The following is a 26,217-nucleotide window of genomic DNA, read 5'->3' on the forward strand; positions in this document are numbered from 1 at the left end:
TCCGCTCGCTGCGACCGCCCCGCGTCGGCGCGTGCCGTACGACCACGGTAGGAGCGGCGGAGGGCTCCGGACATGAGCACGCGTACTCATCCGCGGCACCGTGCCGATCCTCACCCCGGCTCGTTGACCAGGCCATGAACAACGCCGTCACCGGGCGACGCGCCCGCCTCCTCGCCTCGGCCGTCGCCGCCCTGCTGCTCGGCGTCATCGGCGCCCCGAGCACGTACGCGAGCCCCGACGCGCAGGACTGCCCGGCGGCGGAGATCTTCGCGACCGACAACACCGCGATCATCACCGACCCCGACGACCCCCGGCTCGACACCCGCCTCACCCGTTTCGGCCACGAGGTACGGCAGATCATCCGCGCCCACGGCGCACGGCCGGGTCGCTCCGAGCTCCTCGACGGAGTGTTCTGGTCCGGGGAGCTGCGGCAGGCGACGTACGAGCGGTCCCGCGAGTTCGACGTCGAGCGGGTCGGCCGCGACGGGCTCCACCACATCGCCGGGGTCGTCGCCAAGCAGTACCACCAGGAGGCGGTCCTCACCTTCCGCTGCCTGCCGCGCACGTCGCCGGAGACCGACGCGGTCGAGATCGAGGTCCCCGGCGTGCGGGTGAGCGAACTGCGAGAGGCGCTCGTCGCGGACCCGGAGGCCCGCGAGAGGCTCGGCGGCGGTTCCGTCACCCTCGACGGCCGGCTCGTCCTCGTCGCCGCGGTCGACGACCTGCCGCTGGCCCGCGGCTTCGTCTCGGCCGTCGGCGCCGACTGGGACCGGGCCCAGGTGCGGTACGGGGACCGGGAGTTCGTGAGGTGATCCCGTGGCCCCGGTCGGTGCGGTCCGGGGCGGACCTTGCCCGGGTGCGGGGGATCAAGTAGCGTCACCCGTCATGAACACCGGACCGGCGACACGCCACGCACAGACGGGCCATCCGGTGGACGACTGATCGCTCGACGGGTGCGCGACAGGCACCCCGACGGTTCGGCACGCGGACCTCCCCAGTGCGAGAGCACTGCGAGTCCCTTCTCCGTGTCGAATCAACAGCGAGGTCATCCACATGGCAGTCACGTTCAACCACACCATCATCGCGTCGAAGAACCGCGACGAGTCCGCGCGCTTCTTCCGCGAGTTGCTGGAGATCCCCGAGGCGCCGTCCTGGGGCCCCTTCCTCAACATCCAGCTCGCCGACGGCGTCCTGCTCCAGTTCGCCGAGCCCCCGGTGGACATCCAGATGCAGCACTACGCGTTCCTCGTCGACGACGAGCTCTTCGACCGGGCGTACCGGCGCCTGTGCGACGGCGACATCGAGCACTGGGCCGATCCGCAGATGCGGCGCCCCGGTGAGACCAACACCGAACACGGCGGCCGCGGCGTCTACTTCAAGGACCCGTCCGGTCACGCGATCGAGCTGATCACGCGGCCGTACCTGTAGTGCGGGCCGTCTGATCAGGGGGATCGACCCCCGGTGCTCCCTCCGCGAGCGTGCCTCCGACGACGTCACGTCGGAGGCACGCCCGGGGACCGGCGGCCCCTCGGTCCTGTCAGGCGAGGAACTCCCCGTCACGTGCCACGACCACACCGCCGTGGACGACCATGTCCCGGCGCGGCATGTCGACGACGACCTGCGGCAGGCACTCGCCCCGCACCAGGACGAAGTCGGCCGGTGCGCCGGGCCGGAAGTCGGCGTGCGCGAGACCCATGACGTCCGCGCCGCCGTGGGTCGCGACCCGGTAGCACTCGTTCAGTTCGTCGTCGAGACGCACGTCCGTCACCCAACCCAGGATGTGCGCGCGGTGCATCATGTCGGCGTCCCCGAACGGGCTCCAGGAGTCGCGCACACCGTCGGAGCCGAGCCCGACCCGTACGCCGTGCTCGCGCAGCCGGGCGATCGGAAGCACCAGGGAGTCCGACGGCGCGACGGTCGTCAGGGCGATGTCCTGCTCGCCCAAGTCGGCGGCGATCGAACCGAGTTCACTGTCCGTCAGGCCCGGCAGGCAGAAGACATGGCTGACGGTCACCTTTCCGGCGAGGGAGAGCGCGCGGGTGCGCTCGACGATCCCGCGCATCGCCCGCATGCCCTTCTCGCCGCGGTCGTGGAGGTGGATGTCGACACCGACGCCGTGCCGGTCCGCGATGCCGAAGACGACGTCGAGCTGCTCGTCGAGGGCCTGGTCGAAGCCGATCGGGTCGATGCCGCCGATCATGTCGATGACGCCCTGGCGGGCCGCCTTCTCCAGGAGGCCGGCCGTGCCGGGGGTACGGATGACGCCGTGCTGCGGGAACGCCACGATCTGGACGTCGAGGGCGTGGCGCAGGCGCTCGCGGGCCTCCGCCAGGCCCTCGACGCCGGCCAGGCCGTACGCGGGGGCCACGTCGGCGTGGGCGCGCATGCCGCGGGTGCCGCGGGCGACGGCGTGGCTCATCAGGCCGAACGCCCGCTCGGCGACGGGGCGCCGCTGGGCGCGGAACAACTCGACGTCCTGCGCCACGTAGTCGGCGATGGCGGAGGCGGGCCGCCGGCTCACCCAGGAGCCGCCCCAGGTGGTCTTGTCGGGGTGGATGTGCGCGTCGACGAGGGACGGGAGGGCGATGCGGCCGCCGCCGTCGACGACCTTCGCGCCGTGCGGGGCCGGGCCGCTCGAGATCCGGCCGTCGACGACGACGAGGTCCGTGGCCTTCGCCGCGCCGTACGGGCGGACGTTGCGGAAGACGACGGTCCTGGAGCGGTGGGCGGCCGCGGGGGCGGCGGCCTGGGCGGGGGAGGCCGTGGAGGCGGTCGTGGCCGTGGCCGTGGCTCCGGCGAGGGCGGCGGCCCCGGCGAGCATGGTACGGCGGGAGAGGGCGGGGGACGAGTGCATGGTGCTCCTTGGGAGGGTTGAGGGGTGGGCGACGGGCACCGCCCGGTTGGGGAGCGGGCTCGCGCGGCAGGGGCCGAGGCGCCGCCCGCGCGGGTGCGGCCGACACGGGGGCGGGCCGCACCGCGCGGGTCGTCGGCCCGTCGCGGTATCGCCCGGTGTCAGACCGGTACGCCCGCTCGTACCACGCGCGTCGGCTGCTTCAGGACCGTCACATCGGACAGGGGGTCCCCGGTCACGAGGATCGCGTCGCCCGCGTAGCCCCGGGCCAGGCGGCCCACCGTGCGTTCCGTGCCGAGGAGGCGGGCGGCGCCGGTGGTCGCCGTGCGGAGGGCGTCGAGCGCCGAAAGACCCGCCGCGCGCATGAGTTCGACCTCGCGGCCGATGGGGCGCACGGTGCCGCCGGACGAGTCGGTGCCGGCGGCGAGCGGGACGCCGAGCTCGTGCGCGGCGAGGACGGCGCGCTTCAGGACGGGCAGGTACGTGCGGCCGCGTTCGGCGAGGACCGGGTTCGTGGACTCGGCCAGGCCGGCGATGGCGGTGAGGGTGGGCGTGAAGTACGTACCCCTGCGGCGCATCTCGGTCAGGGTCCGCTCGCCGACGAACGCACCGTGCTCCAGGGAGCGGATCCCGGCGGTCACCGCGTCGTGGCAGCCCTGCTCGCTGTAGCTGTGGCAGAGGACGCCCTTGCCGCGCCGCCGGGCCGCGGCGACGATCTCGGCGAGTTGCTCGTACGAGTACACCTGGGCCAGCGGGTCCTGCTCGGGCAGCCCGGCGCGTTCGTTGACGCGGGTCTTGATGACGTCCGCGCCGCGGGCGAGGTTCACCTCGACGACGCGGCGCAGCGCCTCGGCCGACCGCACGCCGTCCTTCAGGCGTGCGAGCGGGGTGAGGTCGGGGTCGGCGAGGACGGTGTCGCCGAGGTCCGGGGTGACGAAGACGCCGGCGGCGGTGAGGCGGGGGGCGAGCGCCGGGCTGTGCCGGGCGAGTTCGCGGACCGCGATGTCCTGGTAGAAGGTGGTCGATCCGCTGCGGGCGCTGGTCGCGCCCTTGTGCAGGGCGTCGCGGGCCTCGGCGGCGGTGCTGAGGTGGATGTGCGCGTCCACGAGGCCGGGCAGGACCCACTGCCCGTGGGCGTCGAGGACCTCGGTGCCCCGCGGCACGGTGACGGTGCCCTCGCGGCCCGCCGCACGCACGGTTCCGCCCGTGATCACGACGACGGCGTCCTCGGTGACCTCGCCGGTGGCCGGGTCGAGGAGGGTGCCGCCCCGGATCACGAGGTCGCCTCCGGCCGGTGCTCCGGCGCCCGGAGCCGTCCCCTTCGGTGACGCCGCGGCCGCCGTGCCGGACACGGCCACGGTGCCGGCGAGGGCGGCGGCCCCGGCGAGGACGCCGCGACGGGTCACCGAGGGTGGGGGCGGTGGGGTGGCTTCGAGGCACATGGGAGCTCCTTGGGGAGTGGCCGGCGACTCCGCATTTTGTATACCAAGTGACGAGGGCTGGACAAGGGTGAGATGCCAGGGGCCGCACTTGCCTGGGATTCCTTCTTCGTTGGAAGGTTTGCCCACCGTCAATTTGGTATACGAATATCCTCGACGTCGTTCCGGTTTCCTCCCGGGCTCCGCCGATATTCGCGTGCGCCCGGCCCGCCCCGGTGGTGGAATCGCCCGATGGGACACGCACGAGCCACGATGACGGTCGACCGCGGGCGGTTCGGGGACGCGGTCACCCCCTGGGAGGAAGAGGACTGGCGGACGGCCGCCCTCGGCTGGTCCGAGCGGGAGCTCGCCCGCCACGGTCTGGAGGAGACCGGGCCCCGTGAGGTCAGGGTCCGGCCCTGGTCGATCCTGATCCGCTTCCGGATCGGTGCCGGGGAGCGCGAGGCCGTCTGGTTCAAGGCGAGCGCACCCGATGCCGCCTTCGAGGCCGCCCTCGGGGGCGCGCTCGCCGACTGGGTGCCCGAGCACGTCGTGACGCCGCTCGCGGTCGACGCCGGGCGCGGCTGGTCGCTGCTCCCCGACGGCGGGCCGCTCTTCCGGCACGTCCTCGACACCGGTGGTGCCGGGCCGGAGTCCTGGGCGCAGGCGCTCGGTCAGTACGCGCGGATGCAGCGGGCCCTGACCCCGTACACGGACCGGATGACCGGCCTCGGCGTGCCCGGCGGCCGCACGGCCCAGCTGCCGGACATCTTCGACGGCCTCGTCGAGGGCAACGCCACCCTGGACCCGGACGCCCGCCGTGCCCTCCGGGGGCAGCGCCCCCGGCTCCTCGACTGGTGCGGTGAACTCGACGCGTACGGCATCCCGGACTCGCTCGACCACTGCGACCTGCACGACGCGCAGCTCCTCGCCCCCGCCGCCGGCCGTTTCACCTTCTTCGACTGGGGCGACGCCAATGTCGCCCACCCCTTCGCGAGCCTGCTGGTCCCCGCCCAGGCCGTCCGGGAGCGCCACGGCCCCGAACACGTGCACCGGCTGCGCGAGGCCTATCTGGAACCCTGGAGCGACCTGGGGCCCTCCCTCCCGGAGCTGCGCCGCGCTGCGGCGCTCGCCACCCGGCTCGCCGCTCTCGGCCGGGCGGTCTCCTGGTTCCGTCTCTTCCCCGGGACGCCGACCACGGGCTGTGCGGAGGCCAGTGCCCACTGGGTGAAGGAACTCTTCGCCGGATCACCGGTGTTCTGAGCCCGTCGTGCGCCGGCCGGCCCGGGGCGTGCGTCCGGGCCCGGCGGGGGAAAGCGCGGGACTCGGCCGTCGTTCCACGGAGTTCGGCCGTGCCTGTGGTACTGCCTTACGGAGACATCGTGTTGTCTGTCCCGTAATGCCTGAAAGGTGCCGTCTGTGTCGCAGGAAGATCAGAGGCCGCAAGGCCGTCGAGCGGGCGCCGAACGGGCGGGCCGGGAATCGCTGCCGGTGACGGCAGACCTTCCCGGCCGCCCCGAGCACCACGGCAGCGCCCGCACCGACCGGATCGTGTTCGGCGTCACCGCCGTCCTCACCGTGGCCTTCGTCGTCTGGGGAGCCACGGCCACCGACAGCCTGGAGGACGCCTCCACCAGCCTCCTCGACGGGCTGATCCGCAACGGAGGCTGGGCGTTCATGCTGGCCGCGTCCGGCTTCGTCGTCTTCGCGCTGTGGCTGGCCGTCAGCCGCTACGGCCGGATCACCCTCGGCCAGGAGGGCGAGGGCCCCGAGTTCCGCACGGTGTCGTGGATCGCCATGATGTTCAGCGCCGGCATGGGCATCGGCCTGATGTTCTACGGCGTGAGCGAGCCGCTCGCCCACTACGGCACCCCGCCGCCCGGCACCCGTCCCGCCGACTCGGCCGAGCGGATGCAGACCGCCATGGCCACCACGCTGTTCCACTGGACGCTCCACCCGTGGGCGATCTACGCCGTCGTCGGACTCGCCATCGCGTACTCGACGTTCCGGTGCCGTCGCCGCCAGACCATCAGCGCCGTGTTCGTCCCGCTGATGGGCGAGAGGCGGGCGTACGGAAGCCCCGGCCGTGTCATCGACATCCTGGCCATCTTCGCCACACTCTTCGGCTCCGCCGCCTCGCTGGGCCTCGGCGCGCTCCAGATCGGCAGCGGGTTCGAGGAACTGGGCTGGATGGAGAAGACCGGCACCGGCCTGCTCGTGGCCATCATCGCCGTCCTCACCGTGGCCTTCGTCCTGTCGGCCGTCTCCGGGGTGGAGAAGGGGATCCAGTGGCTCTCCAACATCAACATGGTGCTGGCCGCGGTCCTCGCGGTCTTCGTCTTCGTCGCCGGACCGACCATCATCGTGCTCGACCTGCTGCCCACCTCCCTCGCCGCCTACTTCGGCGACCTGCCGCAGCTGGCCGGCCGCACCGAGGCGACCAGCGGCGACGACATCCATCACTGGCTGGGCAGCTGGACCGTCTTCTACTGGGCGTGGTGGATCTCCTGGACGCCCTTCGTCGGCATGTTCATCGCCCGCATCAGCCGCGGCCGGACCATCCGGCAGTTCGTCGGCGGGGTCATCCTGGTCCCCAGCACCGTCAGCCTCGTCTGGTTCGCCATCTTCGGCGGGACCGCGATGAAGCTCAGCGAGCAGGGCGAGCTGGCCGGTCGGACCACGCCCGAGGGCCAGCTCTTCGGCGTCCTGCAGGAGTTCCCGATCTCCGGCGCCATGAGCCTGCTGGTGATGATCCTGGTCGGCATCTTCTTCGTCTCGGGCGCGGACGCCGCCTCCATCGTGATGGGCACGCTCTCGCAGCGCGGCGCCTTCGAGCCCACCCGCCTCGTGGTGGTCTTCTGGGGCGTGGTGACCGGCGCCGTCGCCGCGATCATGCTGCTCATCGGCGACGGTCAGGGCGACGCGCTCGCCGGACTGCAGAACCTCACCATCCTGGTGGCGGCGCCGTTCGTGCTCGTGATGATCGGGATGTGCGTGGCGCTCATGCGGGACCTGCGCAAGGACCCGCTCATCGTCCGGGGCGAGCTGGGTGAGGAGGCCGTCGAACTCGCGGTGATCGCGGGCCACGAGAAGTACGACGGGGACTTCGAGCTGAGGATCGGCCCCGGCTCGTCGGAGCCGGACGGCCGGGCCTGAGTCCGCCGGCGTCACTCGTCGCTGGTGTAACGGGACCGGGCCCACAGGGGCAGCGCGAACCAGCAGGCCAGGTACCAGGCGAGGACGCCGGCGACGAGCCAGGGCACGTACCCGTCGTGGGTGACCACCCGCAGGACGAGGAAGAGGGCCGACGTCAGGGTCGCCAGGAGCAGGAGGAGACCGGTGAAGACGAGGCGCGAGGCCCAGGCGACGGCCTGCTGTTTCAGCCGTCGGCCCGACACGATCCGGTGGAAGGCGACGGGGCCGATGAGCGCGCCCGTGGCCAGCGACCCGAGGACGACCGTGATGATGTAGATCGTCTTGTCGGTGTGGCCGAGTCCCTGGAAGTGCGGGGTGAACGCCACCGTGAGGAGGAAGCCCAGGAGGATCTGTACTCCGGTCTGCGCCACCCGGATCTCCTGCATGACCTCGGTCCAGCGCCGGTCGGCCCGCTCCTCCTCGGTCTCGTCACGGCCGTGGAGCAGATCGCCGCGCGGACTCGGGTCCGACTCCATGAGGCCTCCTTCCCCGGAGCCCGGGGATCACGCCCGGCCCGCGGCCTTCTGGCTCCGGCGGGAGAGCGAGTCGACGACCACGGCGGCCAGCAGGACCGATCCGGTGATCATGAACTGGACGGCATTGCTGACGCCCATGATGTTCATACCCGACTGGATGGACCCGATCACCAGCGCCCCGAGGAGGGCGGACCAGACCGAGCCGCGCCCGCCGAACAGGCTCGTGCCGCCGATGACGGCCGCGGCGATGACGTTCATCAGCAGGTTGCCGCCGCCGGACGTCTGGCTCGCGGACTGGATCTGCCCGGCCAGGAAGAGGCCGCCGACGGCCGCCATCGTCCCGGCGATCGAGAAGACGGTCATCCGGACGAAGGGCACACTGATGCCGGCCCGGCGCGCGCCCTCGATGTTGCCGCCGACGGCGAAGATCCGCCGCCCGTACGTCGTACGGCGCAGCACGAAGTCCAGAACCACCAGCAGGACCAGGAAGATGAGGAGGGCGAGGGGGAGCCCCTGGTACTGGTTGAGGATGTACGCCGTGACGAACGCGATCGCGGCGATCACGACCGTACGGAGCACGATCTCGGAGACCGGACGGAACGGCACCCGGGCGGCCCGGCGGCGTCCGGCGTCCAGCAGCGAGGCCGCGAGGAAGAGCCCGACGCCCACGGCGGCGGCCACGTAGGCCGCGGCGGGGCTGTGGTAGATCGTCGAGTACAGCTTGGAGACGATGCTCTCGCTCGGGATGTTGACCGTGCCGCTGGAGCCGAGGATCTGCAGCATCAGACCGTTCCAGGCGAGGTTGCCCGCGAGGGTGACCACGAACGCCGGCACGCCGACCTTCGCGAAGAAGAAGCCCTGGATGAGCCCGACGGCCGCTCCGCCCGCGAGGGCGACGAGCAGCGCCAGCCACTGGTTCATGCCGTTCAGGACGTTGAGTACGGCGAAGATGGCGGCGCACAGGCCGCTGACGGAGCCGACGGAGAGGTCGATCTCGCCCAGCAGCAGGACGAAGACGATACCGACGGCGATCATGCCGGTCCCGACGATCTGCTGGCTGAGGTCGGACAGGTTCTGAGCCGAGAGGAACGTGCTGTTGAGACTGCCGAAGACCGTCCAGATGATGATCACGGCGACGACGACGGGCAGCGAACCCAGCTCGCCGCTGCGCAGCTTGCGGCGGAACTCCCCGAGGTACCCCTTGAGGCCCTCCTCGCGGACGAGCAGCCGGGTGTCCACGGCGGGCATCGAATCGGGCGCCGGTTCCTGGGCGGCGGAGCCGCCGGGGGCGCGGTCGCGCTTCATCGCTCCTCCTCCCGCTTGCGGGCCTGGCGGCGGGTGACGGCGCTGTCGGTGGCCCCGGTGATCGCGGAGATGATCTCCTCGGTGGTCGTGGAGCGCTTGTCGAAGAAGCCGTTGTTCCGGCCGAGGCGCATCACGGCGATCCGGTCGGCGACCGCCATGACGTCCACCATGTTGTGGCTGATCAGAATGGTGCCGAGCCGCTGCTCGCGGAGCCGTTCCACCAGGTCGAGGACCTCGGCGGTCTGCTCCACGCCCAGGGCCGCGGTCGGCTCGTCCAGGATGACGACCTTGGGGTCGCCGATCAGGGAGCGGGCGATCGCGACGGTCTGGCGCTGGCCGCCGGAGAGGGAGGCGACCGGGATCCGGACACTGGGGATGCGGATGGAGAGGGTGTCGAGGAGCTCGCGCGAGCGCTGCTCCATCCGGACCTCGTCCAGGACGCCGAAGCGGCGCAGTTCGCGGCCGAGGAAGAGATTGCCGACCACGTCGAGGTTGTCGCAGAGGGCGAGGTCCTGGTAGACGGTGGCGATGCCGAGGTTCTGGGCGTCGTGCGGCCGGTTGATGGAGACCGCCCGGCCCTCCCACTCGATGACGCCCTCGTCGGGCGGGTTCACCCCGGCGATGGACTTGACGGCGGTGGACTTGCCGGCGCCGTTGTCGCCGACGAGGGCGACGACCTCGCCGGGGTGGACCTCGAGGTCGAAGTCCTTCAACGCCTGCACCGCGCCGAACCGTTTGGAGATCCCCCGCAGGGTGAGCACGGGTGGCTCCGGCAAGGGAACCGCCTCCTCCGCTCGCGCGAACCGTTCGGGACCGGACCGGCCGGTCCCGGCCGTTCGGGCCGGGACCGGGACCGTCCGCCCCGGACCGGGTGGAAATAGGCCGGCTCAGGTGAGGCCGGCGTCCTTGCAGGCCGCCGCGTAGGTCGGCGTGCAGATCTGCTGGACCGTGTAGAGCCCGTCCTTGACGACGGTGTCCTTGATGTTGTCCTTGTTCACGACGACCGGGTCGAGCAGCCGGGCGGCGACCTTGTGGTCACTGCCGTTGGTGACGGTCGTGGGGATCAGGTCGGACGACAGCTTCTTGCCCTCCGCGAGGTCGACGGCCATGGTGGCGGCGATGTCGGCCTCCGGCTTGTACGGCTTCTCGATCGTGATGGTCTGGGTGCCGAGCAGGATCCGCTGGATCGCGTCGAGTTGGGCGTCCTGACCGGTCAACGGCACGTTCATCCCGGCCGCCTTGAGGGCGGTGGAGATGCCGGCGGCCAGTCCGTCGTTGGCCGAGTAGACGCCGACGATCTTGTCCCTGCCCAGGGAGCTGATGGCGCCGGACATCTGCTGGTTGGCGTTGTTCGGGTCCCAGTTGGGCGTGTCGTACTCCTTGCCGATCTTCACCTTGCCGTCGAGGACGGAGTGCGCGCCGGCCTTGAACTCGGCCGCGTTCGGGTCCGTCGGCGACCCGTTGTGCATCACGATCTCGCCGCTCTTGGCCTTGTCGCCGAGCGCGTCGAGGAGCGCCTTGCCCTGCAGCTCGCCCACCTTGTGGTTGTCGTACGAGACGTAGGCGTCGACGGGGCCCTGTGCGAGGCGGTCGTACGCGACGACCTTGACGCCCGCGTCATGGGCCTTCTGCACGGAGGACTGGATGGACTTGGCGTCCACGGCGTCGAGGATGAGGACCTTGTCACCCTTGGCGAGCGCGGTGTTGACCTGCTGCTGTTGGGTGGTGGCGCTCTCGGCCGCGTTGTAGTAGTCGATCTGGGCGTCGGGCGCCAGTTCCTTGATCTTCTGCTCGATGTAGGGCCGGTCGAACGTCTCGTACCGGGTGGTCTTGCTCTCCGGCAGCAGCAGTCCGATCCTGACGTCCTGTTTCTGGCTCCCCGCGCCCAGGGCCGTCGCGCTCGTCGCCATCACTCCGAGGGAGAGGGCCGCGGCTCCGGCCAGGGCGATCGCGCTCCGCAATGTACGGGTCATCGGAGGCTCCTTTCGTACGCCCCCTGTCCCTCACCTCGTGAGCGCGGGAACGAGGATGTACATATGGCCTATATATCGACATTAGCCGCAACCCCGGGACCGGCAAGCGGGTGAGCCCCCGGCGCCCTCCGCCCTCGGTGGCGGTCCCGGGCGTGAGACCGACCCCATGTACGGTCACTCTGCGTGATGCCCCGCCGTCGTGGGGTGCCGGCCGAGGCGGGTCGCCGGTGCGCACGCCCGGCCCGTGCGGCCCGCCGCTCAGGAAGGCGCCGGGCCGGCCGTGCCGTCGGTGGCGCGCAGCAGCCGCAGGAACGCCTTGAGGCCGGTGATGATCTCCTCGTTGTCGGTGAGACGGTTCACCGTCGCCTCGAACTCCCGCGCCAGCGCGGCGATCCGCCGGTCGGTCGCGTCCGCCCGGCCGTGCGCCGAGAGCCCGACCGCGTCCACCGTGCGGCGCAGCTCGGCGAGGGCCCGGTACTGCTCCTCCGCCTTGCCGTCGAGCACCGTCGCGCCGCCCTCCAGGGCCGCGACCCGCTCGCGCAGTGCCACCACGTCGTCGCGCGGGTACGTCACCTCCCGGAGCAGCAGGCCGAGCCGGCGCCGCAGCTGCCCGAAGTACGCTCCGGCCGGCCGGAAGGCCGTACTGAGCAGGAAGAACCCGGCGCACCAGTAGCCCGCCCACGACCCTGCTCATGCGGCCCCCTCCGAACCGGTCCACCCGCCTGCTGTCATGCTCCCGCCGGGGCCGGGCTCCGGCATGAGTACGCCTACTCGGATCGAGGCTGGCGAGGCGCCGCCCGGAGTGGGAGGATTTGTACGAAGCGACAACGGGACCCACGCCGGCGCACGGGCTTCGGACGAGGTCTCCCGCAGAACGAAGAAGGCGACATGTCCGCCATCAAGGAAACCGTCGACATCGCCCGCCCGCCCGCGGACGTCTTCTCCTACGTGACCGACCCGACCCATCTGCCCGAGTGGCAGGAGAGCGCGGTGTCCGTCCGCAGGATCGGCGACGCCCCCCTCGCGGTCGGCTCCAAGGCCGCCGTCACACGGCGCCTCGGCAAGCGGGAGTTCACCGCCACCATGCAGGTCATCGAGTGGGAGCCGCCGAACCACTGGCACGTGCACGGCATCGACGGCCCCGTACGCGGCGACGTCCAGGGCACCATCGAACCGCTGGACGACGGCGAGCGCTCCCGGCTGACGCTCTCCCTCGACTTCGAGGGGCACGGCATCGGCAAGGCACTCGTCCCCCTCGTCGTCCGCCCGCACGTGCGGAAGGAGATGCCCAGGGACGAGATGACCCTCAAGGGCATCCTGGAGAGCGGCGCCGCGGGCTGACGCACGGCGCGCGGGACGTCAGTCCGTGGAGACCGGCCGCTCGAAGAAGGTCTCCAGGGACACCGTCGCCTGCGTGCCGTTCACACCCTCGATCGCGTACAACCGGCGCAGCACGTCCTGGAGCCGGACCGTGGTCGAGGTGCGCACCTTCACCAGGACCGAGGCGCTGCCGGCGATGACGTGGGCCTCCTGGATCTCGGGGATCGCGGCGAACGCCGCCGCCGAATCCCCGATCCACGCCGACGAGTCGACCATGACGAAGGCGAGCACGTCCTGCCCGAGGGCCGCGGGATCGACGTCCACCGTGGTGCGGCGGATGATCCCGCGCTCCCGCAGCTTGCGCACCCGCTCGTGCGCGGCACCGGCCGACAGCCCCACGGCCTTGCCCAGCACCGTGTACGCCTGTGTGGCGTCGCGCTGGAGCTCGGCGAGCAGCGCCCGGTCGATGGCGTCCACGGTCCCCTCCGTCATTCCCATGCCGGAAACATACGTCAGTAGTGACTGTTCATCGCCGCCCGCACCTCGCCCAGGGTCCGGTCCGCCACGGCGCGGGCCCGCTCGTTGCCCTCGCGCAGGATCCCGCGGAGGTACGCGCGGTCCCCGGCGTACTCCGCCCGGCGGGCCCGGATCGGCGCCAGGTACTCGTTGACCGACTCCGTCACCGTCCGCTTCAGCGCCGCGGACCCCGCGGAGCCGATGCCCTCCGCCACCTCCTCGGGGGTCCGGCCCTGACAGAGGGCCGCGAGCAGGAGCAGGGAGGCCACCTCGGGACGGCCGGCCGGATCGTAGGCGATGTGCCGCTCGGAGTCGGTCTTCGCGCCCTTGATCAGCCGGGCGGTCTCGTCGGCACCGGCGGCCAGGCTGATCGCGTTCCCGCGGCTCTTGCTCATCTTGGTGCCGTCCGTGCCCAGCAGCAGCGGCGCGTCGGACAGCAGGGCGTCGGGCTCGGGGAAGACGGCGCCGCCGCTGCCGTACCGGTCGTTGAACCGGCGGGCGACGGTACGGGTGACCTCCAGGTGCGGCAGCTGGTCCTGGCCGACGGGGACGAGGTTGGCCTTGCAGAAGAGGATGTCCGCGGCCTGGTGGACGGGATAGGTGAACATCAGACCGCTGACGGCGGACTGCCGGGAGTGGGCGATCTCGTCCTTGACGGTGGGGTTGCGGTTGAGCTCGGCCACCGACACCAGACTGAGGAAGGGCAGCAGCAGCTGGTTCAGGGCGGGCACGGCGCTGTGGGTGAAGACCGTGCTGCGCTCCGGGTCCACGCCGACGGCGAGGTGGTCGAGCACCAACTCCTCGACGTGCTCGGTGAGGTGGTCCGCCACGTCACGGTCGGTCAGGACCTGGTAGTCCGCGATGATCACGAACAGCTCCACCCCGAGGTCCTGGAGCCGGACCCGGTTGTGCAGGGTGCCGAAGTAGTGCCCCAGGTGCAGCCGCCCGGTGGGACGGTCGCCGGTCAGCACACGGAAGCGCCCCGGATCCTCGAGGATCCGTCGCTCCAGGACCGCGCTGCGCGTCCGTGCGGCGGTCGTCCCGAGCGCGTCCGCGGCGGAGGGGAGGGCGGGGGCGAGGGTGCTCATGAGGTCTCCTGGTCTGGGTCGGAGGCGCCGTCGGGACGACAGGACCCATGAGCCAGGAATAGCGAAAGGGCCGTTCGTCCGAACGGCCCGGTCGTGCGTGAGGAATGGCCGCTCCTAGGAGGAGCGCCACCAGCTGAGGCACGACGACAGATGCATGGAGCCAGCATAACGCCCCGCGGCCGAGGCCACGGGGCGTTTCGAGCAGGACGCGCCGGAACCCGTCAGGACAGGACGACCGGGAGGTCGAAGAGGTCGTTCTGGGTGACCACCGGCTTGTTGCGGAGCTCCTCGCGGGAGACCGCCAGGCGCAGGTGCGGGAAGCGCTCGTACAGGGCGGGGAGCGCCACCGAGGCCTCCAGACGCGAGAGCGCCGCGCCCGGGCACACGTGCGGGCCGTGCCCGAAGGAGATGTGCCGGTTCGGCGTGCGGGTCACGTCGAACTCGCCCGCCGTCGGACCGTGCTGCTCCTCGTCCCGGCCGATCGCGCCGAACGACACGATCAGCGCCTCGCCCTTCGGCAGGACCCCGTCGCCGACCTCGATGTCCTCGGACGCGAAGCGGATCAGGACGTGCGAGGTGGGCGTCGACCAGCGCAGGGTCTCCTCGATCACGTTCTCCCACGGCACCTCGCCCTTGAGCACCAGCGCCCGCTGCTCGGGGTGGGTCTCCAGGGCGACCACGGCGTTCACGATCAGGCTGATCGTCGTCTCGTGCCCGGCCGCCACCATCAGCTGGAGGGTGTTGGTGATCTCCTCCGTGGTCAGCCGGTCACCGCCCTCCGACGCCTCGATCAGCGCGCTCGTGAGGTCGTCGCCCGGCCGCTCCGCCTTGCCCGCCACGATCCCCGCGAACAGCGTGCCCAGGTCCGCCATCATCTGCGGCACCTCCTCGGGCGGCGTCTGCGTCGAGAAGAACTTGTCGAACAGCGCCTTCATCCGCGGATGGTCGGCCGGGTCCACGCCCATCAGCTCGCCCACCACGTTCATCGGCAGCGGGTACGCGAACTCCGCCTTCAGGTCCACAACCTCCCCCGCCGGACGCTCGGCCAGCCGGTCCAGCATCTCCGTGGTGAGGGACTCGATGCCCGCGCGCAGCCGCTCCACCCGGCGGGCCGTCAGCGCCTGCGCGACCAGCGTGCGCAGCCGCCGGTGCTCCTCGCCGTCGACGGTCAGCATCGAACGGCCGGGGTTCGCGAGACCGATCAGCGGCCAGTCCTGGGGTATCTCGCCGCGCTGCCACGCGCCCCAGACGTCGATGTCCTTGACGAGGCGGCCGTCCGTGAGCAGCTTGCGGGCCTCGGCGTGCCGGGTGACGGCCCAGCAGGGCACCCCACCGGGCAGGACGACACGGGCCAGCGGGCCGGCGGCGCGCAGCCGCGCGCTCTCGCCGTCGAGGTCGGTGACGAAGGGGTCAAGCTCGATCACGTCGGTGCCGGAGGCGGCGGTGTGGTCGTACGGGCAGCTCATCCGAGGGCTCCAAGGGCGGGGGTCGGGGTGTACGTCACGGGGAGCGCGGTCAGGCCGCGCAGCCAGGGGGAGGGCCGGCGGGCGAGAGCGCCGCCGGTGACCGCGAGGTCCACGTCGGGGAGCCGGTCGAGCAGCACCTCGATCCCGGTCCTGGCGATGGTCTCGGCGACCTCCTGGGCGGGGAACGGGCAGCGGTGCTCGCCGTGACCGAAGGAGAGGTGCGCGTTGTTGCCGCCGGTGAACGCGCCGGAGTCGGTGCGCACATGGGGGTCGGAGTTGGCGGCGGCGAGGCCGAGCAGCAGCAGGTCGCCGCTGCCGATCCGGCGCCCGCCGAGGTGGGTGTCGCGGGAGGCCCACCGGCCGGCGACGTTCTGCGTCGGGGTGTCCTCCCACAGGACCTCGTTCATCGCCTCGCCGACGCTGTGCCGGCCGCCGGCGAGCGAGGCCGCGAACCGGTCGTCGGTGAGCATCAGGCGCAGCGAGTTGCCGATCCAGTCGGCGGTCGGCTGGTGGCCCGCGGCCATCATCACCATGAGGTCCTGGGCGACCTCCTCGACGGTGAACCCGGCGGTGTTGGCGAGCATCCGTGAGGCGACGTCGTCGCCCGGATCCGCGGACTTGGCGGCGAGCAGCGCGAACATCGACTCCGCCAGGTGGCGCTGGCCGTCGAGCGCGCCCTCCTGGCCGTTGATCATGTCGTTCATGGCGGTGACCAGGCCGGGGCCCTGCTCGTCGGCGAAGCCGTAGCAGCTGGCGAGGACGCGTACCGGCAGCAGCATCGCGTACTCGGCGATGATGTCGCAGGAGCCCTTGCCGCACAGCGCGTCGATGAGCTCGTCGGCGAACCGCTCGGCGCGCTCCCGCAGGACGAAGGGGTCGATCGCCTCCAGCGCGTCGGAGACGACCCCGGCCCGCTCGCGGTGGCGCTCGCCGACCGTGTAGAGGATGGACGGCTGCTTGCGGCCGATCATGGGCAGCAGGGGCCAGTCGGCCGGGATCGCGTCCCACTGGTTCCACAGGTCGGAGTCGCGCGAGAAGAGGACCGGGTCGCTGGTGACCTGGTGCAGTTCGCGGTAGCCGAGGACCAGCCAGGCCGGCACGTCCCCGTCGAGCACGACCGGGGCGACGGCCCCGTGCTCGCGTCGTATCTGCCGGTACAGCTCGGTGGGGTCGGTCTGGAACCGGGGCCCGCTCAGCGGGACCGGCTGGGGCTCGGGGAGGGTCACGGGGTGGGCTCCGGGATGGGGTGGGGGGTCGGCCGCGAGGCCGCGACGACGGTCCGCAGGTGTTCCACGAGCGAGATCAGCACCTGCTTGCTGGACTCGCGCGACCGGGCGTCGCAGAAGACCAGCGGGATCTCGTCGGGGAGGTCGAGGGCCTCACGGATCTGGGCGGGGGTGTGGGCCGGGCCGCCGAAGTCGTTGCAGGCGACGACGAACGGCGTGCCGTGGTGCTCCAGGCGGTCGATCGCGTACCAGGAGTCGGCGAGCCGGCGGGTGTCGACGAGGACGACCGCGCCGAGCGTCCCGGAGAACAGCCGGTCCCACAGGAACCAGAACCGCTCCTGGCCGGGCGCCCCGAACAGGTACAGGACGTTGTGCGCGTCCAGCGAGATCCGGCCGAAGTCGAAGGCGACCGTGGTGGCCGTCTTCGCGGCGACGCCGACGGTGTCGTCGACGCCCTCGCCGGCCTGGGTCATGGTCTCCTCGGTGTTCAGCGGACGGATCTCGCTGACCGAGCGGACCAGGGTGGTCTTGCCGACTCCGAAACCGCCGACGACGACGATCTTCAGTCCGTTGTCGGCGGTGCTGTGCAGGGTCTGGCGCTGTTCAGAGGTTACGGAGTCCAACGAGCACCTGCTCCAGGATGTCGTGATCGGGAAGGCGGTACGCGGCGCGGGGGTGCCGTGCGCTGATCCGGCCGGTGTCGTGCAGGTCGGCGAGGAGGATCCGCGTGATCGACACCGGCAGGCCGAGACCCGCCGCCACCTCCACGACGGCCGTGGGGAAACGGCACATGCGCAGGATCGCGGCGTGCTCGGACTGCATGCCGGGGACCGGATCGCTCTCGGAGACCACGAGCGTCACCAGGTCGAAGGCGTCCGACCCGGCGCGGCTGCGGCCGCCGGTCAGGGTGTAGAGCCGGTCGGGAGAGTCGTCCCGGCCCGGCCTGCCGCGGCTCATCCCCGGGGCCTCGCGACCAGGTACTCGCCCAACTGCTCCACCAGCTCGGACATGTTGTGGCCCACGAGCCCGGCGTCGGCGTCCTCGTCGGCGACCAGCGCGAGGTGGGCGCCCTCGCCGGCCTCCACGATGAACAGGATGCCGCCGTAGAACTCGGCCATCGCGGAGCGGACGCCGCCCGTGCCGTCGCCGAACTCCACCGAGGCACCGTGTGACAGGCTCTGGATGCCGGCGGCGATCGCCGCGAGCTGGTCGGCCTGGTCGACGGAGAGCTCGGGGGTGCGGCAGAGCTTGAGCCCGTCACGGGAGAGCACCAGGGCGTGACGGGTGCCCGGGGTGCGTTCCAGCAGGCCCTCCAGGAGCCAGCTGAGCTTCTCGTCGGTGGTGGTGCCGGTCATGACGGGGTGCCTTCCGGGTACGGGGGGTTCGTGCGGGGAGCGTCGGCGCTCGGCGCGGCGACGGGGGGTTCGGCGGCGGGCTCTCCGTCGGTCGTCGTCCGGGTGCCGGCCGCTGGAGTGCCGGAACCGCGGACCGCCTGGCGGAAGCTGCCGAAGCGGGTGGCCGCGCCGGCCGCGGCGCCCGTGCGGGGGCCCTCGGTGCGCGGCTTGGGGGCGGCCTCGGGGCCGTCGGGGTGGGCGGCGGCCATCGCCCGGCCGCGACGGCGGCGCGGCAGACCGCTCTCGCCGAACCGGGGGTGCTCGCCGGTGCTCTCGGCCGCGCTGTCGTGGACGGCCTCGGGCTCGACGGCCGGGGCGGGGGTCGCCGCGGCCTCGGGGGAAGCGGGCGGGGGCGTCACCGGGCGACGGCTCGTCAGGGGCGGCAGGACGGCGGCGGGTTCGGTGGGCGCTTCGGCGGGCGCGTGGCTGATCAGGTCCTGGGGCAGCATCAGCAGCGCGCCGGTGCCGCCGCGGGCCGAGGGGCGGAAGGACACGGTCAGGCCGTGCTTGCGGGCCAGCCGGCCGACGACGGCCAGACCGAGCCGGGTGCCGGAGAGACCGGCCAGGTCCTGCGTGGTGGAGCCGACCGCGGCCTCCGCGCGGCGCAGCTGCACGTCGCTCATCACCAGGCCGCTGTCCTCGACGGCGATGATGACCCCGGCCGGGACCTCCTCGACGTAGACGTGCACCTCGGCGGTGGGCGGCGAGAAGTTCGCCGCGTTGTCCATGAGTTCGGCCAGGGCGTGCATGACGCCCTCGGCCGCGTGGCCGGCGACGGCCGCGTCGCTGCTGGAGTGCAGCCGCACCCGCTGGTAGCCGCCGATCCGGCCCATGGCGCCGCGCAGGATCGACTCCATGACGATGGGCCGGGCCCAGCGGCGGCCGGACCGGGCGCCGGTCAGGACGGCGACGGAGTCGGCGAGGCGGCCGGCCTGGGCGGTGCGGTGGTCGAGGTGGAGCAGATCGGTCAGCACGTCCTCGTCGGCGTGCCGGTGCTCCATCTCCCGCAGGTCGGCGAGCATGCTCGTGGCCAGGGCCTGCATGCGGCCGGCCGCGTTGGCGGCGGCGGCCATGGCGGCGGACCGGCCGGACTCGGCGCGGCGCAGCCGGGCCTCCAGCCGCCGCGTCTCCTCGGCCTGAGCCCGGGTCAGCTCCTCGGCCTGTGCGGTGTGGGCCCGGACGAGTTCCCGGGTCCGTGCGGTGTGGGCCGCCTCCGCGGCGGAGGCGTCCGCCTCGTACCGCTCCTTCAGCGTGGCGGTCTCGCGCGCCGAGTCGGCCGCGTGCCGGGCGGCCCGGGCCTCCAGGGAGGCGAGTTCGGCGGTGAGGGTCTCGGCCCTCCGGCTCAGTGCGCGTGAGGTCCGCCCGTACCAGGTGACCGCCGCGGCGGCGGCTGCGAGGAGCAGCACGCCGCCGCCGGCGAACCAGCCGAGTGCGGAGCGGATCTCGGCCGGCGCCGCGGCGGTCGCCGCGACGGCGAGCGCACCACCTGCGGCGGCTGTCAGCAACGAGGCGAGCAGGGCAGGGCGGAAGGGGGTGGACGGCGCCGACATCAACCAGACTCTCGAGAACAGGCACGCGGGGTGGGGAGTCGTAACGACGGCACTATAGATCCGATCTTGATCGGTTCGGAACCTCTCTTGATCGGATCGGTATGCAGATCACGGCATGTGTTGCAGAAGTGATCAGCTGGTCGACGCGGACGGAGCCGCGTTCCGCCAGACCGTCAGATCGAGGGTCATGTACGTGCTGGGCGAGTCCTCCGGAGAGAACGCCTTGACGGTGACCAGGCCGAGATGGCCCGTGCCCGTCGTGACGCAGACCTGACGGCCCGGCGACAGCTTGTTCACGTAGATGTTCGTGGTGAACCGGGTCTCCGCGCGGCACGCTTCGAGGCTGCCCTCCTGACCCGGGTCCAGCAGCACCAGATTGCCGCCGCTGCTCTCGGCGTCGAGGTAGCCGCCCGTGTCGTAGGAGAGTTCGTAGTTGTTGTCCTCCCCGTCCTGCGGGCGCACGTTCTCGTCCCCGAGGGTCAGGTGGTAGCCGGCCGTGAGGTTGATGTCCTTGTACGTCGCGGGCTCAGGGGCGGCCGTCGCGGAGGGCTTGGGGGTCGAACTCGCCGTACCCGTACCCGTACCCGTACCCGTGCCCGTGCCGGTTCCCGTGCCCCCGCTGCCCTGTGTGCTCGGAGAGCCCTTGCCGTTGGGCTTCCCGCCGGCCTCGGAGGAGGTCTGCCCGTCCTTGTCCTTCAGCAGGACGTACGCGGTCGCGCCACCCGCGACGGCGAAGGCGAGGACGGCGGCCACGGCGATGACGAGACCGCGTCCACCGCTCTTCTTCCGCTGGGGCGGCTGCGGCTGGTGTCCGGCAGGGGCCGGCCGGCCGGGCCACTGCTGCTGCGGGTATCCGGGACCGCCGGGTCCCTGCGTGGGGGCGTATCCGGGACCGCCGGGGCCCTGCGTCGGCGTGTACGCGGAGTTGCCCGGCCCCTGCGTCGGCGCGTACCCGACGGCGGGGGCCGCCGGGGCGACGGGCGTCGCCGGGGCGGCGGGCGCCGTGCTCGGCGGCGGGCCGTAGCCAGGCGGCGGGGTCGACGGCGCGGCCGGCACCGTCGGCGAGTACCCCGCGGGCGCGGCCGACGGGGCGACCGTCGGCGGCGGGGGCGTCTGCGGAGGCGCGGGAGCCGCCACACGGGCGGTGATCTCGGCGGAGACCGCACCCGGCAGCCAGTCCTCCGGCCTGCGCAGCACCGTCGCCGCGTTCGCGGCCTGGCAGAGCCCGATGATCTCGGAGAGCGTCGGCCGGGCCTCCGGGTCCTTCGCCAGGCAGCGCGTGACGAGCTCGGTGAGCCGCTCCGGAACGGCGCTCAGGTCCGGCTCCTCGTGCACGATCCGGTACAGCACCCCGTGCCCGGTCCCCTCGCCGAAGGCCGGGACCCCGGTCGCCGCGTACGCCGCGACCTGACCGAGCGCGAACACGTCCGTGGCCCCGGTGACCGGCCGCCCCGCCGCCTGCTCGGGCGCCATGAACGACGGCGTCCCGATGGTGACTCCACTGCCCGTCAGGGACGTCGCGTCGGCCGCGTGGGCGATGCCGAAGTCGATGACGCGGGGACCGTCGGCGGCGAGCAGCACGTTGGACGGCTTCAGGTCGCGGTGCACGATGCCCGCGCCGTGGATGACGTGCAGGGCCTCGGCCATGCCCGCGACGAGCAGCAGCACCGTCTCCACGGGCAGCGCGCCGTGCGCCACGACCGCGTCGGCCAGCGAGGGCCCCGGAACGTACGCGGTGGCCAGCCACGGCTGCGCGCCTTCGGGGTCCGCGTCGATCACGGGCGCGGTGAACAGCCCCTGGACGCGCTGCGCCGAGCGGACCTCCTGCGCGAAACGACGGCGGAACTCCGCGTCCTCGCCGAACTCCGGACGGATCAGCTTGATCGCCACCGCCCGCCCGCCGGGCGTGTACGACAGGTACACCTTGCCCATGCCGCCGGCGCCGAGCCGCGCCGCGAGCCGATATCCGGCGACCGTCGTCGGGTCGTCCGCCGCCAGAGGCTGGAACACCTCGGAGCCGTCCCGGTCCGCTTGCTGACCGCCCATGAGCCCATGTCTCCCCACGCAGAACACTGTTTGCCGGAGGGCACCCTACCGGTGGCCGGGCGCCCCCACCGCGTCGGTCGCGACCTCCGTGCCCGTGAGCCCGGCGCGCTCCGCGAGCGCACCGCCCTGGAAGCGGCTCTCCGCACCCAACTCGTCGAGAAGTTCGGCGATGTGACGGCGGCAGGTGCGCAGCGACATCCCCATGCGCCGGGCGATCACCTCGTCCTTGGCGCCCTCCGCGAGCAGCCCCACGAGCGCCCGCCGCAGACTGGGGCCGACCTCCTTGTACGCGGCCTCGCTGGTGCCGAGGAAGGGCGCCGCCCCGGACCAGTGCTGTTCGAACACGCGGCACAGGTACGCCACCACGTCGGGGTCCCGGACGAGGACCGCGCCCTCGCCCGTACCCCCGTCCGCGCGCCGGGGCAGGAAGGCGACCGACCGGTCGAAGACCACGGCGCGGTCGGGGAGTTCGGCGGCCGTGCGGTACTCGGCGCCGGCCTCGGTGAGCCGCTCCACGTACCCCTGGGTGGACAGGCTCGACCGGGCCGAGTGCTGGTACAGCGTGCGCATCCGCACGCCCCGGCGGAGCATCGCCACGTCCCGCTCGACGGCGTCCCCCAGGCGGTGCGGCGCACGCCCGCCGCCGGGCTGGATGCTGAACACCTCCTCCCGGCAGCGGGCCGACTCCTCGGTGAGCATCGCGGAGGCGGATGCCATGTCGGGCAGTACGTCGAGGCCCTCCCGGCGGCCCTGTTCGCGCCGGGCGGCGCGGTACCGCGGCATCAGGGAGTGCAGATCGTCCCGGAGGGACTGGGCGTGCGCGGCGGCCCGCGCGAGCTCCGCCTCCAGCGGGCCGACCACCTCCGCCGCGGCGGCGTCCGGGTTCACCGGGATCAGCTCCCCGGGACGGCCGGGCGCGGGCCGCAGAAGCCGGAGCCGCCGCAGGGTCCCGCAGGCCGCCTCGACCTCGTCCGGTCCGAGGCCGAGGGCCGGAAGTCCCTCCGCAGGCCTGCCGGTGAGGCTGCCGTGCTCCAGTACGTACGCGAAGACGGCGACGGCCCCGGCGTCCAGCCGAGGCATTCCGTCCACATCCACCCCAGTAGTCACACGTTTCCCCCGTGATGCGGCCCTGCTACTTCCGTGCCATGCAGGGTATTGCCAGGTCATGGCGCTGGACCAAGCGGGCTCGCCGGGGTGGACTGGTGGTGACCGGCCGAGGGAAACCCCACCAGGCCGACATACGGCGTGAACCCGCCAGACGCGGTGTTTCCCGCCCCTCCTCACCTCTCCCGAACCAGGAGCCGCACCATGTCCGTTGCCGTCCGCTGCGTCCTTCTCCTCACCGTCCTGCTCGCCGGCGGAGCGGCCCTCGCCACGGCGGACGGCGCACCGGAGGCACCGCGGACGGTCGCCGGGAGCCCGATGGACACCAGCTGGGGCGACGACTACGTCCGTCCGGAGCTGTAGGTCGGCCGCCGCCGCCCGCCCACTCGTCACCCCTGCGAAAAGCGAGGACGAAGAGCGTGTCGTCACCCACCGGGAACCCCTCCCCGTCCGCCCCCGGCCCGCGGCGGTCGCGCGCCGAAAGCGCGGCGGACCGGGCCCTGTTGCCCGACATCGTGCGCGCCGTGATCGCCCGCGGCGCACCGGAGGAGGCGGCACCGGAGCGGGCGGAACCGGTGGACTGGAGCGTCCGGCCCGACGCGTTCTGGTGCCACGTCGTGCCCGCCGGGGCCGTCGCGCGGGCCCAGGGCTGGAAGCTGCACGTCCCGGCCACCCCGCTCTCGGCGCCCCTGGTCCTCGCCAGGAGCGCCGAGGTCCTCGTCGCCCACCGCGCTGCCTTCAAGTTCGCCGGGAGCCCGGCGAAGGTCGCCGCCCTGGTGTCCGGGCGCTTCGCCCGCGGCGGGGGCGGCAAGTTCCTGACCGTGTACCCGGCCGACGACGAGCAGTTCCGGCGGCTCGCCGAGGAACTCCACCGCGCCACCGAGGGACTTCCGGGCCCCGCCGTGCTCTCCGACCGCCGCTACCGCCCCGGCAGCCAGGTCTTCTACCGGTACGGCGTGTTCAAGGGCGTCCGTGAACTGACGGCCGACGGCGCCTTCGCCGCCCGCCTCACCGACCCCGAGGGCCGCCCGGTCGCCGACGAGCGCAACGCCTGGTTCAGCCCGCCCGCCTGGGCCGGTGACCCCTTCCCCGACCGCCCCGCCGCGCCCGCCCGCAGCACGGCGACCGCCAGGCCCGTCCTGCTCGGCGACCGCTTCCTCGTCCGGGGCGCGATCCAGCACTCCAACAAGGGCGGGGTGTTCCGGGCCGAGGACACCCGCACGGGTGCTCAGGTCGTCGTCAAGCAGGCCCGGCCCCATGTCGGCGCCGGTCTCGAAGGCCTGGACGTCCGGGACCTGCTGCGCCGCGAGGCCGCCCTGCTCGAACGGTTCGGGCACGTGCGGCCCGACCGGGTCCCCGGGCTCGTCGAGGTGTTCGAGCAGCAGGGCAGCGTGTTCCTGGCCACCGCGTCGGTCCCCGGGGCGACCCTCCGGCGCACCGTCGCCGAGCGCCTGGCACGGGACGGCAGCGCCTGCCCCGACGACCCCACGGCCGACTCCCTGGTGCGCGGGCTCGTCGAACTCGTCGCCACCGCCCACGAGTTGGGCGTCACCCTGCACGACTTCAACCCCAACAACGTGATGGTCACCCCGGACGGACGGCTCGTCCTCATCGACCTGGAGATGGCGGCCCCGGAGGGGGAGCGGTGGGTGCTCGGCGCCACCCCCGGCTACACCGCGCCCGAGCTGCGCGCCGTCGACCAGGTGGCCCCGGCCCTGCCGCCGTCCGTCGACCTGTACGCCCTCGGCGCCACCGTCCTGCACGCCCTGAGCGGCGCCGATCCGGTCCTCGCCGAGGACCTTCCCCGGGCCACGGCCCGGCCGGACGAGCTTCGCCTCGCGGACCTCGTGGCGCTCCTGGGCCGCGACGACGCACGCGTACGACGCTTCGCGCCGCTGGTCCTGGGGCTGACGAGGGACGCACCGGGGGACCGCTGGACCCTGGACCGGGCACGGGAGTTCCTCGCGGGGGACCCGGGGGAGACGACGGCGCGGTCGGACACCCGCCCGTCCCCGGAGGAGCGGCCGGACCCGGCGGCCACGCGCGCGCGTCTCCTCCATGACGGCATCGCCCACCTGCTGGCCACGATGCGCCCGCACCACCCCGAACGGCTCTGGGCCTCGGACTCGTTCGGCGAGACCTGCGACCCGGTGGCACTCCAGCACGGTGCGGCGGGCGGCGTCGCCCTGCTCGCCCGGGCGCTCGGCAACGGGGACGCCGGCTTCCCTGCCCAGGAGACCGGTCCCCTGACCCGGGAGGCGCTCGCCGAGGGCCTGCGTTCCGCCGCCCGCTGGACGGTGGAACGGCAGGAGGCGCTGCCCAGCGACCTCCCGGGGCTGCACTTCGGCCGCTCGGGCACGGCCTGGGCCCTGCTGGACGCCGCGCGGGCCCTGGACGACACCGCCCTCGCGGAGCGGGCCGCCGGGCTGGCCCTCGGTCTGCCCGTCCGCGGCCCCAACCCGGACGTGTGCCACGGCGTGGCCGGCTCCGGCCTCACGCAGCTGCACTTCTGGCGGACCACCGGAGACCCGCGCTTCCTGGACCGCGCCGCCGAGGCCGCGGACGGACTGCTCGACGCGGCCCGGCGCACCCCCGAGGGCGTCTTCTGGCCGGTGCCGGAGGACTTCGGTTCGGCGCTCGCCGGGGCCTGGCACTACGGCTTCGCCCACGGTGTGGCGGGGGTCGGCACGTTCCTGCTGCTCGCCGCGGAGGCCACCGGGGACGGGCGGTTCCTCGACGCGGCCACCGAGGCCGGGGCCACGCTCGCGGCGGCGGCCCGCAGCGGCCCGGCGGGTGCGCTCTGGCCCGTCGACCGGGCCCGGCACCTCTCCGACGCACCGGAGCTCGCCCGGCACTGGTGCAGCGGCTCCTCCGGGGTCGGCACCTTCCTGGTCCGGCTCTGGGCGGCGACCGGCGCGTCCGACCCGCTCCTGCGGGACCTGGTGGACGGTGCGGCCCGCGCGGTGCGGGCGGGCAGGGTCACGGACTCGCCTGCCACCTGTCACGGGCTCGCGGGGAACGCCGAGTTCCTCCTCGACGCCGCCGTCCGGACGGGCGACGAGAGCCATCGCGCCGCCGCCGAGCTGCTGGTCGAGCACCTGGCCGCGCAGTCCGTGCTGCGCGACGGGCGTCTCCTGGTGCCCGACGAGAACCGCAGGACCGTCCTCGCCGAGTACGGCACCGGCCTCGCCGGGAGCCTGTCCCTGCTGCTGCGTCTGCGCGGCGGCGGCCCGCGGGCCTGGCTGCCGGAGGACGGGCCGGCCCACCCCTGAGTGTCCGGCGGCCGCAG

General features: G+C 73.0%; 24 protein-coding genes. 7 read left to right on the forward strand and 17 right to left on the reverse strand.

The window, feature by feature from the left end; translation table 11 throughout:
* The first annotated feature begins 134 nt into the window (after positions 1–134).
* Both ACN9MM_RS34500 and ACN9MM_RS34505 read left to right on the forward strand, forming a co-directional pair.
* Positions 135–812: a hypothetical protein gene (locus ACN9MM_RS34500; protein WP_426367675.1), complete on the forward strand. Its 678-nt coding sequence runs from the start codon at positions 135–137 to the stop codon at positions 810–812.
* Positions 813–1,053: 241 nt separating this feature from the next.
* Positions 1,054–1,428, forward strand: coding sequence for a VOC family protein (locus tag ACN9MM_RS34505; RefSeq protein WP_383669626.1), 375 nt, complete (start codon positions 1,054–1,056; stop codon positions 1,426–1,428).
* A gap of 109 nt (positions 1,429–1,537) precedes the next feature.
* On the opposite strand, the gene ACN9MM_RS34510 is transcribed toward ACN9MM_RS34505, so the two are convergent.
* Both ACN9MM_RS34510 and ACN9MM_RS34515 read right to left on the reverse strand, forming a co-directional pair.
* A complete protein-coding gene (locus ACN9MM_RS34510) occupies positions 1,538–2,854 on the reverse strand; it encodes an amidohydrolase family protein (RefSeq protein ID WP_426367676.1) in 1,317 nt (438 codons plus the stop codon).
* Between the two features lie 158 nt (positions 2,855–3,012).
* A complete protein-coding gene (locus ACN9MM_RS34515) occupies positions 3,013–4,293 on the reverse strand; it encodes an amidohydrolase family protein (protein ID WP_426367677.1) in 1,281 nt (426 codons plus the stop codon).
* A 228-nt stretch (positions 4,294–4,521) separates the two neighbouring features.
* Between ACN9MM_RS34515 and ACN9MM_RS34520 the strand changes: the two genes are divergently transcribed.
* A complete protein-coding gene (locus ACN9MM_RS34520) occupies positions 4,522–5,532 on the forward strand; it encodes an aminoglycoside phosphotransferase family protein (protein ID WP_426367678.1) in 1,011 nt (336 codons plus the stop codon).
* Positions 5,533–5,760: 228 nt separating this feature from the next.
* Positions 5,761–7,425, forward strand: a complete 1,665-nt coding sequence (locus ACN9MM_RS34525; protein WP_426367679.1) for a BCCT family transporter — start codon at positions 5,761–5,763, stop codon at positions 7,423–7,425.
* Between the two features lie 11 nt (positions 7,426–7,436).
* On the opposite strand, the gene ACN9MM_RS34530 is transcribed toward ACN9MM_RS34525, so the two are convergent.
* From ACN9MM_RS34530 to ACN9MM_RS34550, 5 genes are all read right to left on the reverse strand, one after another.
* A complete protein-coding gene (locus ACN9MM_RS34530; RefSeq protein ID WP_426367681.1) occupies positions 7,437–7,940 on the reverse strand; it encodes a DUF6328 family protein in 504 nt (167 codons plus the stop codon).
* 27 nt (positions 7,941–7,967) lie between these two features.
* Entirely contained in the window at positions 7,968–9,245 is a 1,278-nt protein-coding gene (locus tag ACN9MM_RS34535) for a sugar ABC transporter permease (RefSeq protein WP_426367683.1), read from the reverse strand.
* Positions 9,242–10,021: an ATP-binding cassette domain-containing protein gene (locus ACN9MM_RS34540; RefSeq protein ID WP_426367684.1), complete on the reverse strand. Its 780-nt coding sequence runs from the start codon at positions 10,019–10,021 to the stop codon at positions 9,242–9,244. Before ACN9MM_RS34540 ends, ACN9MM_RS34535 begins: the two co-directional genes overlap by 4 nt.
* A 111-nt stretch (positions 10,022–10,132) precedes the next feature.
* On the reverse strand, positions 10,133–11,218 hold the full coding sequence (locus ACN9MM_RS34545) for a sugar ABC transporter substrate-binding protein (RefSeq protein ID WP_426367685.1): 1,086 nt from the start codon (positions 11,216–11,218) through the stop codon (positions 10,133–10,135).
* A 258-nt stretch (positions 11,219–11,476) separates the two neighbouring features.
* Positions 11,477–11,791 carry a hypothetical protein gene (locus tag ACN9MM_RS34550; protein ID WP_426367686.1) on the reverse strand — a complete coding sequence of 105 codons (315 nt, stop codon included), beginning with the start codon at positions 11,789–11,791 and terminating at the stop codon, positions 11,477–11,479.
* Between the two features lie 315 nt (positions 11,792–12,106).
* Here ACN9MM_RS34550 and ACN9MM_RS34555 point away from each other — a divergent pair, with 315 nt between their 5' ends.
* Positions 12,107–12,559 (forward strand): SRPBCC family protein, encoded by a 453-nt coding sequence (locus tag ACN9MM_RS34555; protein WP_426367687.1) that lies wholly within the window; start codon positions 12,107–12,109, stop codon positions 12,557–12,559.
* Positions 12,560–12,577: 18 nt separating this feature from the next.
* Here the strand turns inward: ACN9MM_RS34555 and ACN9MM_RS34560 are convergent, their stop codons facing one another.
* The 10 genes from ACN9MM_RS34560 to ACN9MM_RS34605 all read right to left on the reverse strand — a co-directional run bounded on the left by ACN9MM_RS34560 (position 12,578) and on the right by ACN9MM_RS34605 (position 22,904).
* Positions 12,578–13,015 carry an Lrp/AsnC family transcriptional regulator gene (locus ACN9MM_RS34560; RefSeq protein WP_426368903.1) on the reverse strand — a complete coding sequence of 146 codons (438 nt, stop codon included), beginning with the start codon at positions 13,013–13,015 and terminating at the stop codon, positions 12,578–12,580.
* Between the two features lie 35 nt (positions 13,016–13,050).
* On the reverse strand, positions 13,051–14,142 hold the full coding sequence (gene trpS / locus ACN9MM_RS34565; protein ID WP_426367688.1) for a tryptophan--tRNA ligase: 1,092 nt from the start codon (positions 14,140–14,142) through the stop codon (positions 13,051–13,053).
* A gap of 221 nt (positions 14,143–14,363) precedes the next feature.
* Positions 14,364–15,608 (reverse strand): cytochrome P450 family protein, encoded by a 1,245-nt coding sequence (locus ACN9MM_RS34570; RefSeq protein ID WP_426367689.1) that lies wholly within the window; start codon positions 15,606–15,608, stop codon positions 14,364–14,366.
* Positions 15,605–16,834 (reverse strand): cytochrome P450, encoded by a 1,230-nt coding sequence (locus tag ACN9MM_RS34575; protein WP_426367690.1) that lies wholly within the window; start codon positions 16,832–16,834, stop codon positions 15,605–15,607. The genes ACN9MM_RS34570 and ACN9MM_RS34575 overlap by 4 nt, the downstream gene beginning before the upstream one ends.
* Positions 16,831–17,457, reverse strand: coding sequence for a GTP-binding protein (locus tag ACN9MM_RS34580; RefSeq protein ID WP_382870142.1), 627 nt, complete (start codon positions 17,455–17,457; stop codon positions 16,831–16,833). The genes ACN9MM_RS34575 and ACN9MM_RS34580 overlap by 4 nt, the downstream gene beginning before the upstream one ends.
* Complete coding sequence (locus tag ACN9MM_RS34585) at positions 17,438–17,791, reverse strand: DUF742 domain-containing protein (RefSeq protein ID WP_426367691.1); 354 nt, start codon at positions 17,789–17,791, stop codon at positions 17,438–17,440. The genes ACN9MM_RS34580 and ACN9MM_RS34585 overlap by 20 nt, the downstream gene beginning before the upstream one ends.
* Entirely contained in the window at positions 17,788–18,189 is a 402-nt protein-coding gene (locus ACN9MM_RS34590) for a roadblock/LC7 domain-containing protein (RefSeq protein ID WP_030690508.1), read from the reverse strand. Before ACN9MM_RS34590 ends, ACN9MM_RS34585 begins: the two co-directional genes overlap by 4 nt.
* Positions 18,186–19,778 carry a sensor histidine kinase gene (locus tag ACN9MM_RS34595; RefSeq protein WP_426367692.1) on the reverse strand — a complete coding sequence of 531 codons (1,593 nt, stop codon included), beginning with the start codon at positions 19,776–19,778 and terminating at the stop codon, positions 18,186–18,188. Before ACN9MM_RS34595 ends, ACN9MM_RS34590 begins: the two co-directional genes overlap by 4 nt.
* Before the next feature lie 132 nt (positions 19,779–19,910).
* The gene (locus ACN9MM_RS34600) at positions 19,911–21,824 is read right to left on the reverse strand and encodes a protein kinase domain-containing protein (protein WP_426367693.1); all 1,914 of its coding nucleotides are present in this window, start codon (positions 21,822–21,824) and stop codon (positions 19,911–19,913) included.
* A 45-nt stretch (positions 21,825–21,869) separates the two neighbouring features.
* Positions 21,870–22,904, reverse strand: a complete 1,035-nt coding sequence (locus ACN9MM_RS34605; protein WP_426367694.1) for a hypothetical protein — start codon at positions 22,902–22,904, stop codon at positions 21,870–21,872.
* 228 nt (positions 22,905–23,132) lie between these two features.
* On the opposite strand from ACN9MM_RS34605, the gene ACN9MM_RS34610 reads away from it, so the two are divergent.
* Complete coding sequence (locus ACN9MM_RS34610) at positions 23,133–23,291, forward strand: hypothetical protein (RefSeq protein ID WP_426367695.1); 159 nt, start codon at positions 23,133–23,135, stop codon at positions 23,289–23,291.
* A gap of 56 nt (positions 23,292–23,347) precedes the next feature.
* Complete coding sequence (gene lanL / locus ACN9MM_RS34615) at positions 23,348–26,200, forward strand: class IV lanthionine synthetase LanL (protein WP_426367696.1); 2,853 nt, start codon at positions 23,348–23,350, stop codon at positions 26,198–26,200.
* The last annotated feature ends 17 nt before the right edge of the window (positions 26,201–26,217 follow it).

This window comes from Streptomyces sp. E-08, assembly GCF_049913095.1.
Lineage (GTDB): Bacteria > Actinomycetota > Actinomycetes > Streptomycetales > Streptomycetaceae > Streptomyces.

Excerpts from the sequence above, each read along its gene's own strand:
- ACN9MM_RS34510 (WP_426367676.1), bottom strand. The coding sequence starts at position 2,854 with ATGCACTCGTCCCCCGCCCTCTCCCGCCGTACCATGCTCGCCGGGGCC.
- ACN9MM_RS34600 (WP_426367693.1), bottom strand. The coding sequence starts at position 21,824 with ATGGGCGGTCAGCAAGCGGACCGGGACGGCTCCGAGGTGTTCCAGCCT.
- ACN9MM_RS34585 (WP_426367691.1), bottom strand. The coding sequence starts at position 17,791 with ATGAGCCGCGGCAGGCCGGGCCGGGACGACTCTCCCGACCGGCTCTAC.
- ACN9MM_RS34545 (WP_426367685.1), bottom strand. The coding sequence starts at position 11,218 with ATGACCCGTACATTGCGGAGCGCGATCGCCCTGGCCGGAGCCGCGGCC.
- ACN9MM_RS34595 (WP_426367692.1), bottom strand. The coding sequence starts at position 19,778 with ATGTCGGCGCCGTCCACCCCCTTCCGCCCTGCCCTGCTCGCCTCGTTG.
- ACN9MM_RS34520 (WP_426367678.1), top strand. The coding sequence starts at position 4,522 with ATGGGACACGCACGAGCCACGATGACGGTCGACCGCGGGCGGTTCGGG.
- ACN9MM_RS34535 (WP_426367683.1), bottom strand. The coding sequence starts at position 9,245 with ATGAAGCGCGACCGCGCCCCCGGCGGCTCCGCCGCCCAGGAACCGGCG.
- ACN9MM_RS34590 (WP_030690508.1), bottom strand. The coding sequence starts at position 18,189 with ATGACCGGCACCACCACCGACGAGAAGCTCAGCTGGCTCCTGGAGGGC.
- ACN9MM_RS34515 (WP_426367677.1), bottom strand. The coding sequence starts at position 4,293 with ATGTGCCTCGAAGCCACCCCACCGCCCCCACCCTCGGTGACCCGTCGC.
- trpS (WP_426367688.1), bottom strand. The coding sequence starts at position 14,142 with ATGAGCACCCTCGCCCCCGCCCTCCCCTCCGCCGCGGACGCGCTCGGG.
- ACN9MM_RS34530 (WP_426367681.1), bottom strand. The coding sequence starts at position 7,940 with ATGGAGTCGGACCCGAGTCCGCGCGGCGATCTGCTCCACGGCCGTGAC.
- ACN9MM_RS34500 (WP_426367675.1), top strand. The coding sequence starts at position 135 with ATGAACAACGCCGTCACCGGGCGACGCGCCCGCCTCCTCGCCTCGGCC.
- ACN9MM_RS34505 (WP_383669626.1), top strand. The coding sequence starts at position 1,054 with ATGGCAGTCACGTTCAACCACACCATCATCGCGTCGAAGAACCGCGAC.
- ACN9MM_RS34570 (WP_426367689.1), bottom strand. The coding sequence starts at position 15,608 with ATGAGCTGCCCGTACGACCACACCGCCGCCTCCGGCACCGACGTGATC.
- ACN9MM_RS34610 (WP_426367695.1), top strand. The coding sequence starts at position 23,133 with ATGTCCGTTGCCGTCCGCTGCGTCCTTCTCCTCACCGTCCTGCTCGCC.
- ACN9MM_RS34605 (WP_426367694.1), bottom strand. The coding sequence starts at position 22,904 with ATGCCTCGGCTGGACGCCGGGGCCGTCGCCGTCTTCGCGTACGTACTG.
- ACN9MM_RS34555 (WP_426367687.1), top strand. The coding sequence starts at position 12,107 with ATGTCCGCCATCAAGGAAACCGTCGACATCGCCCGCCCGCCCGCGGAC.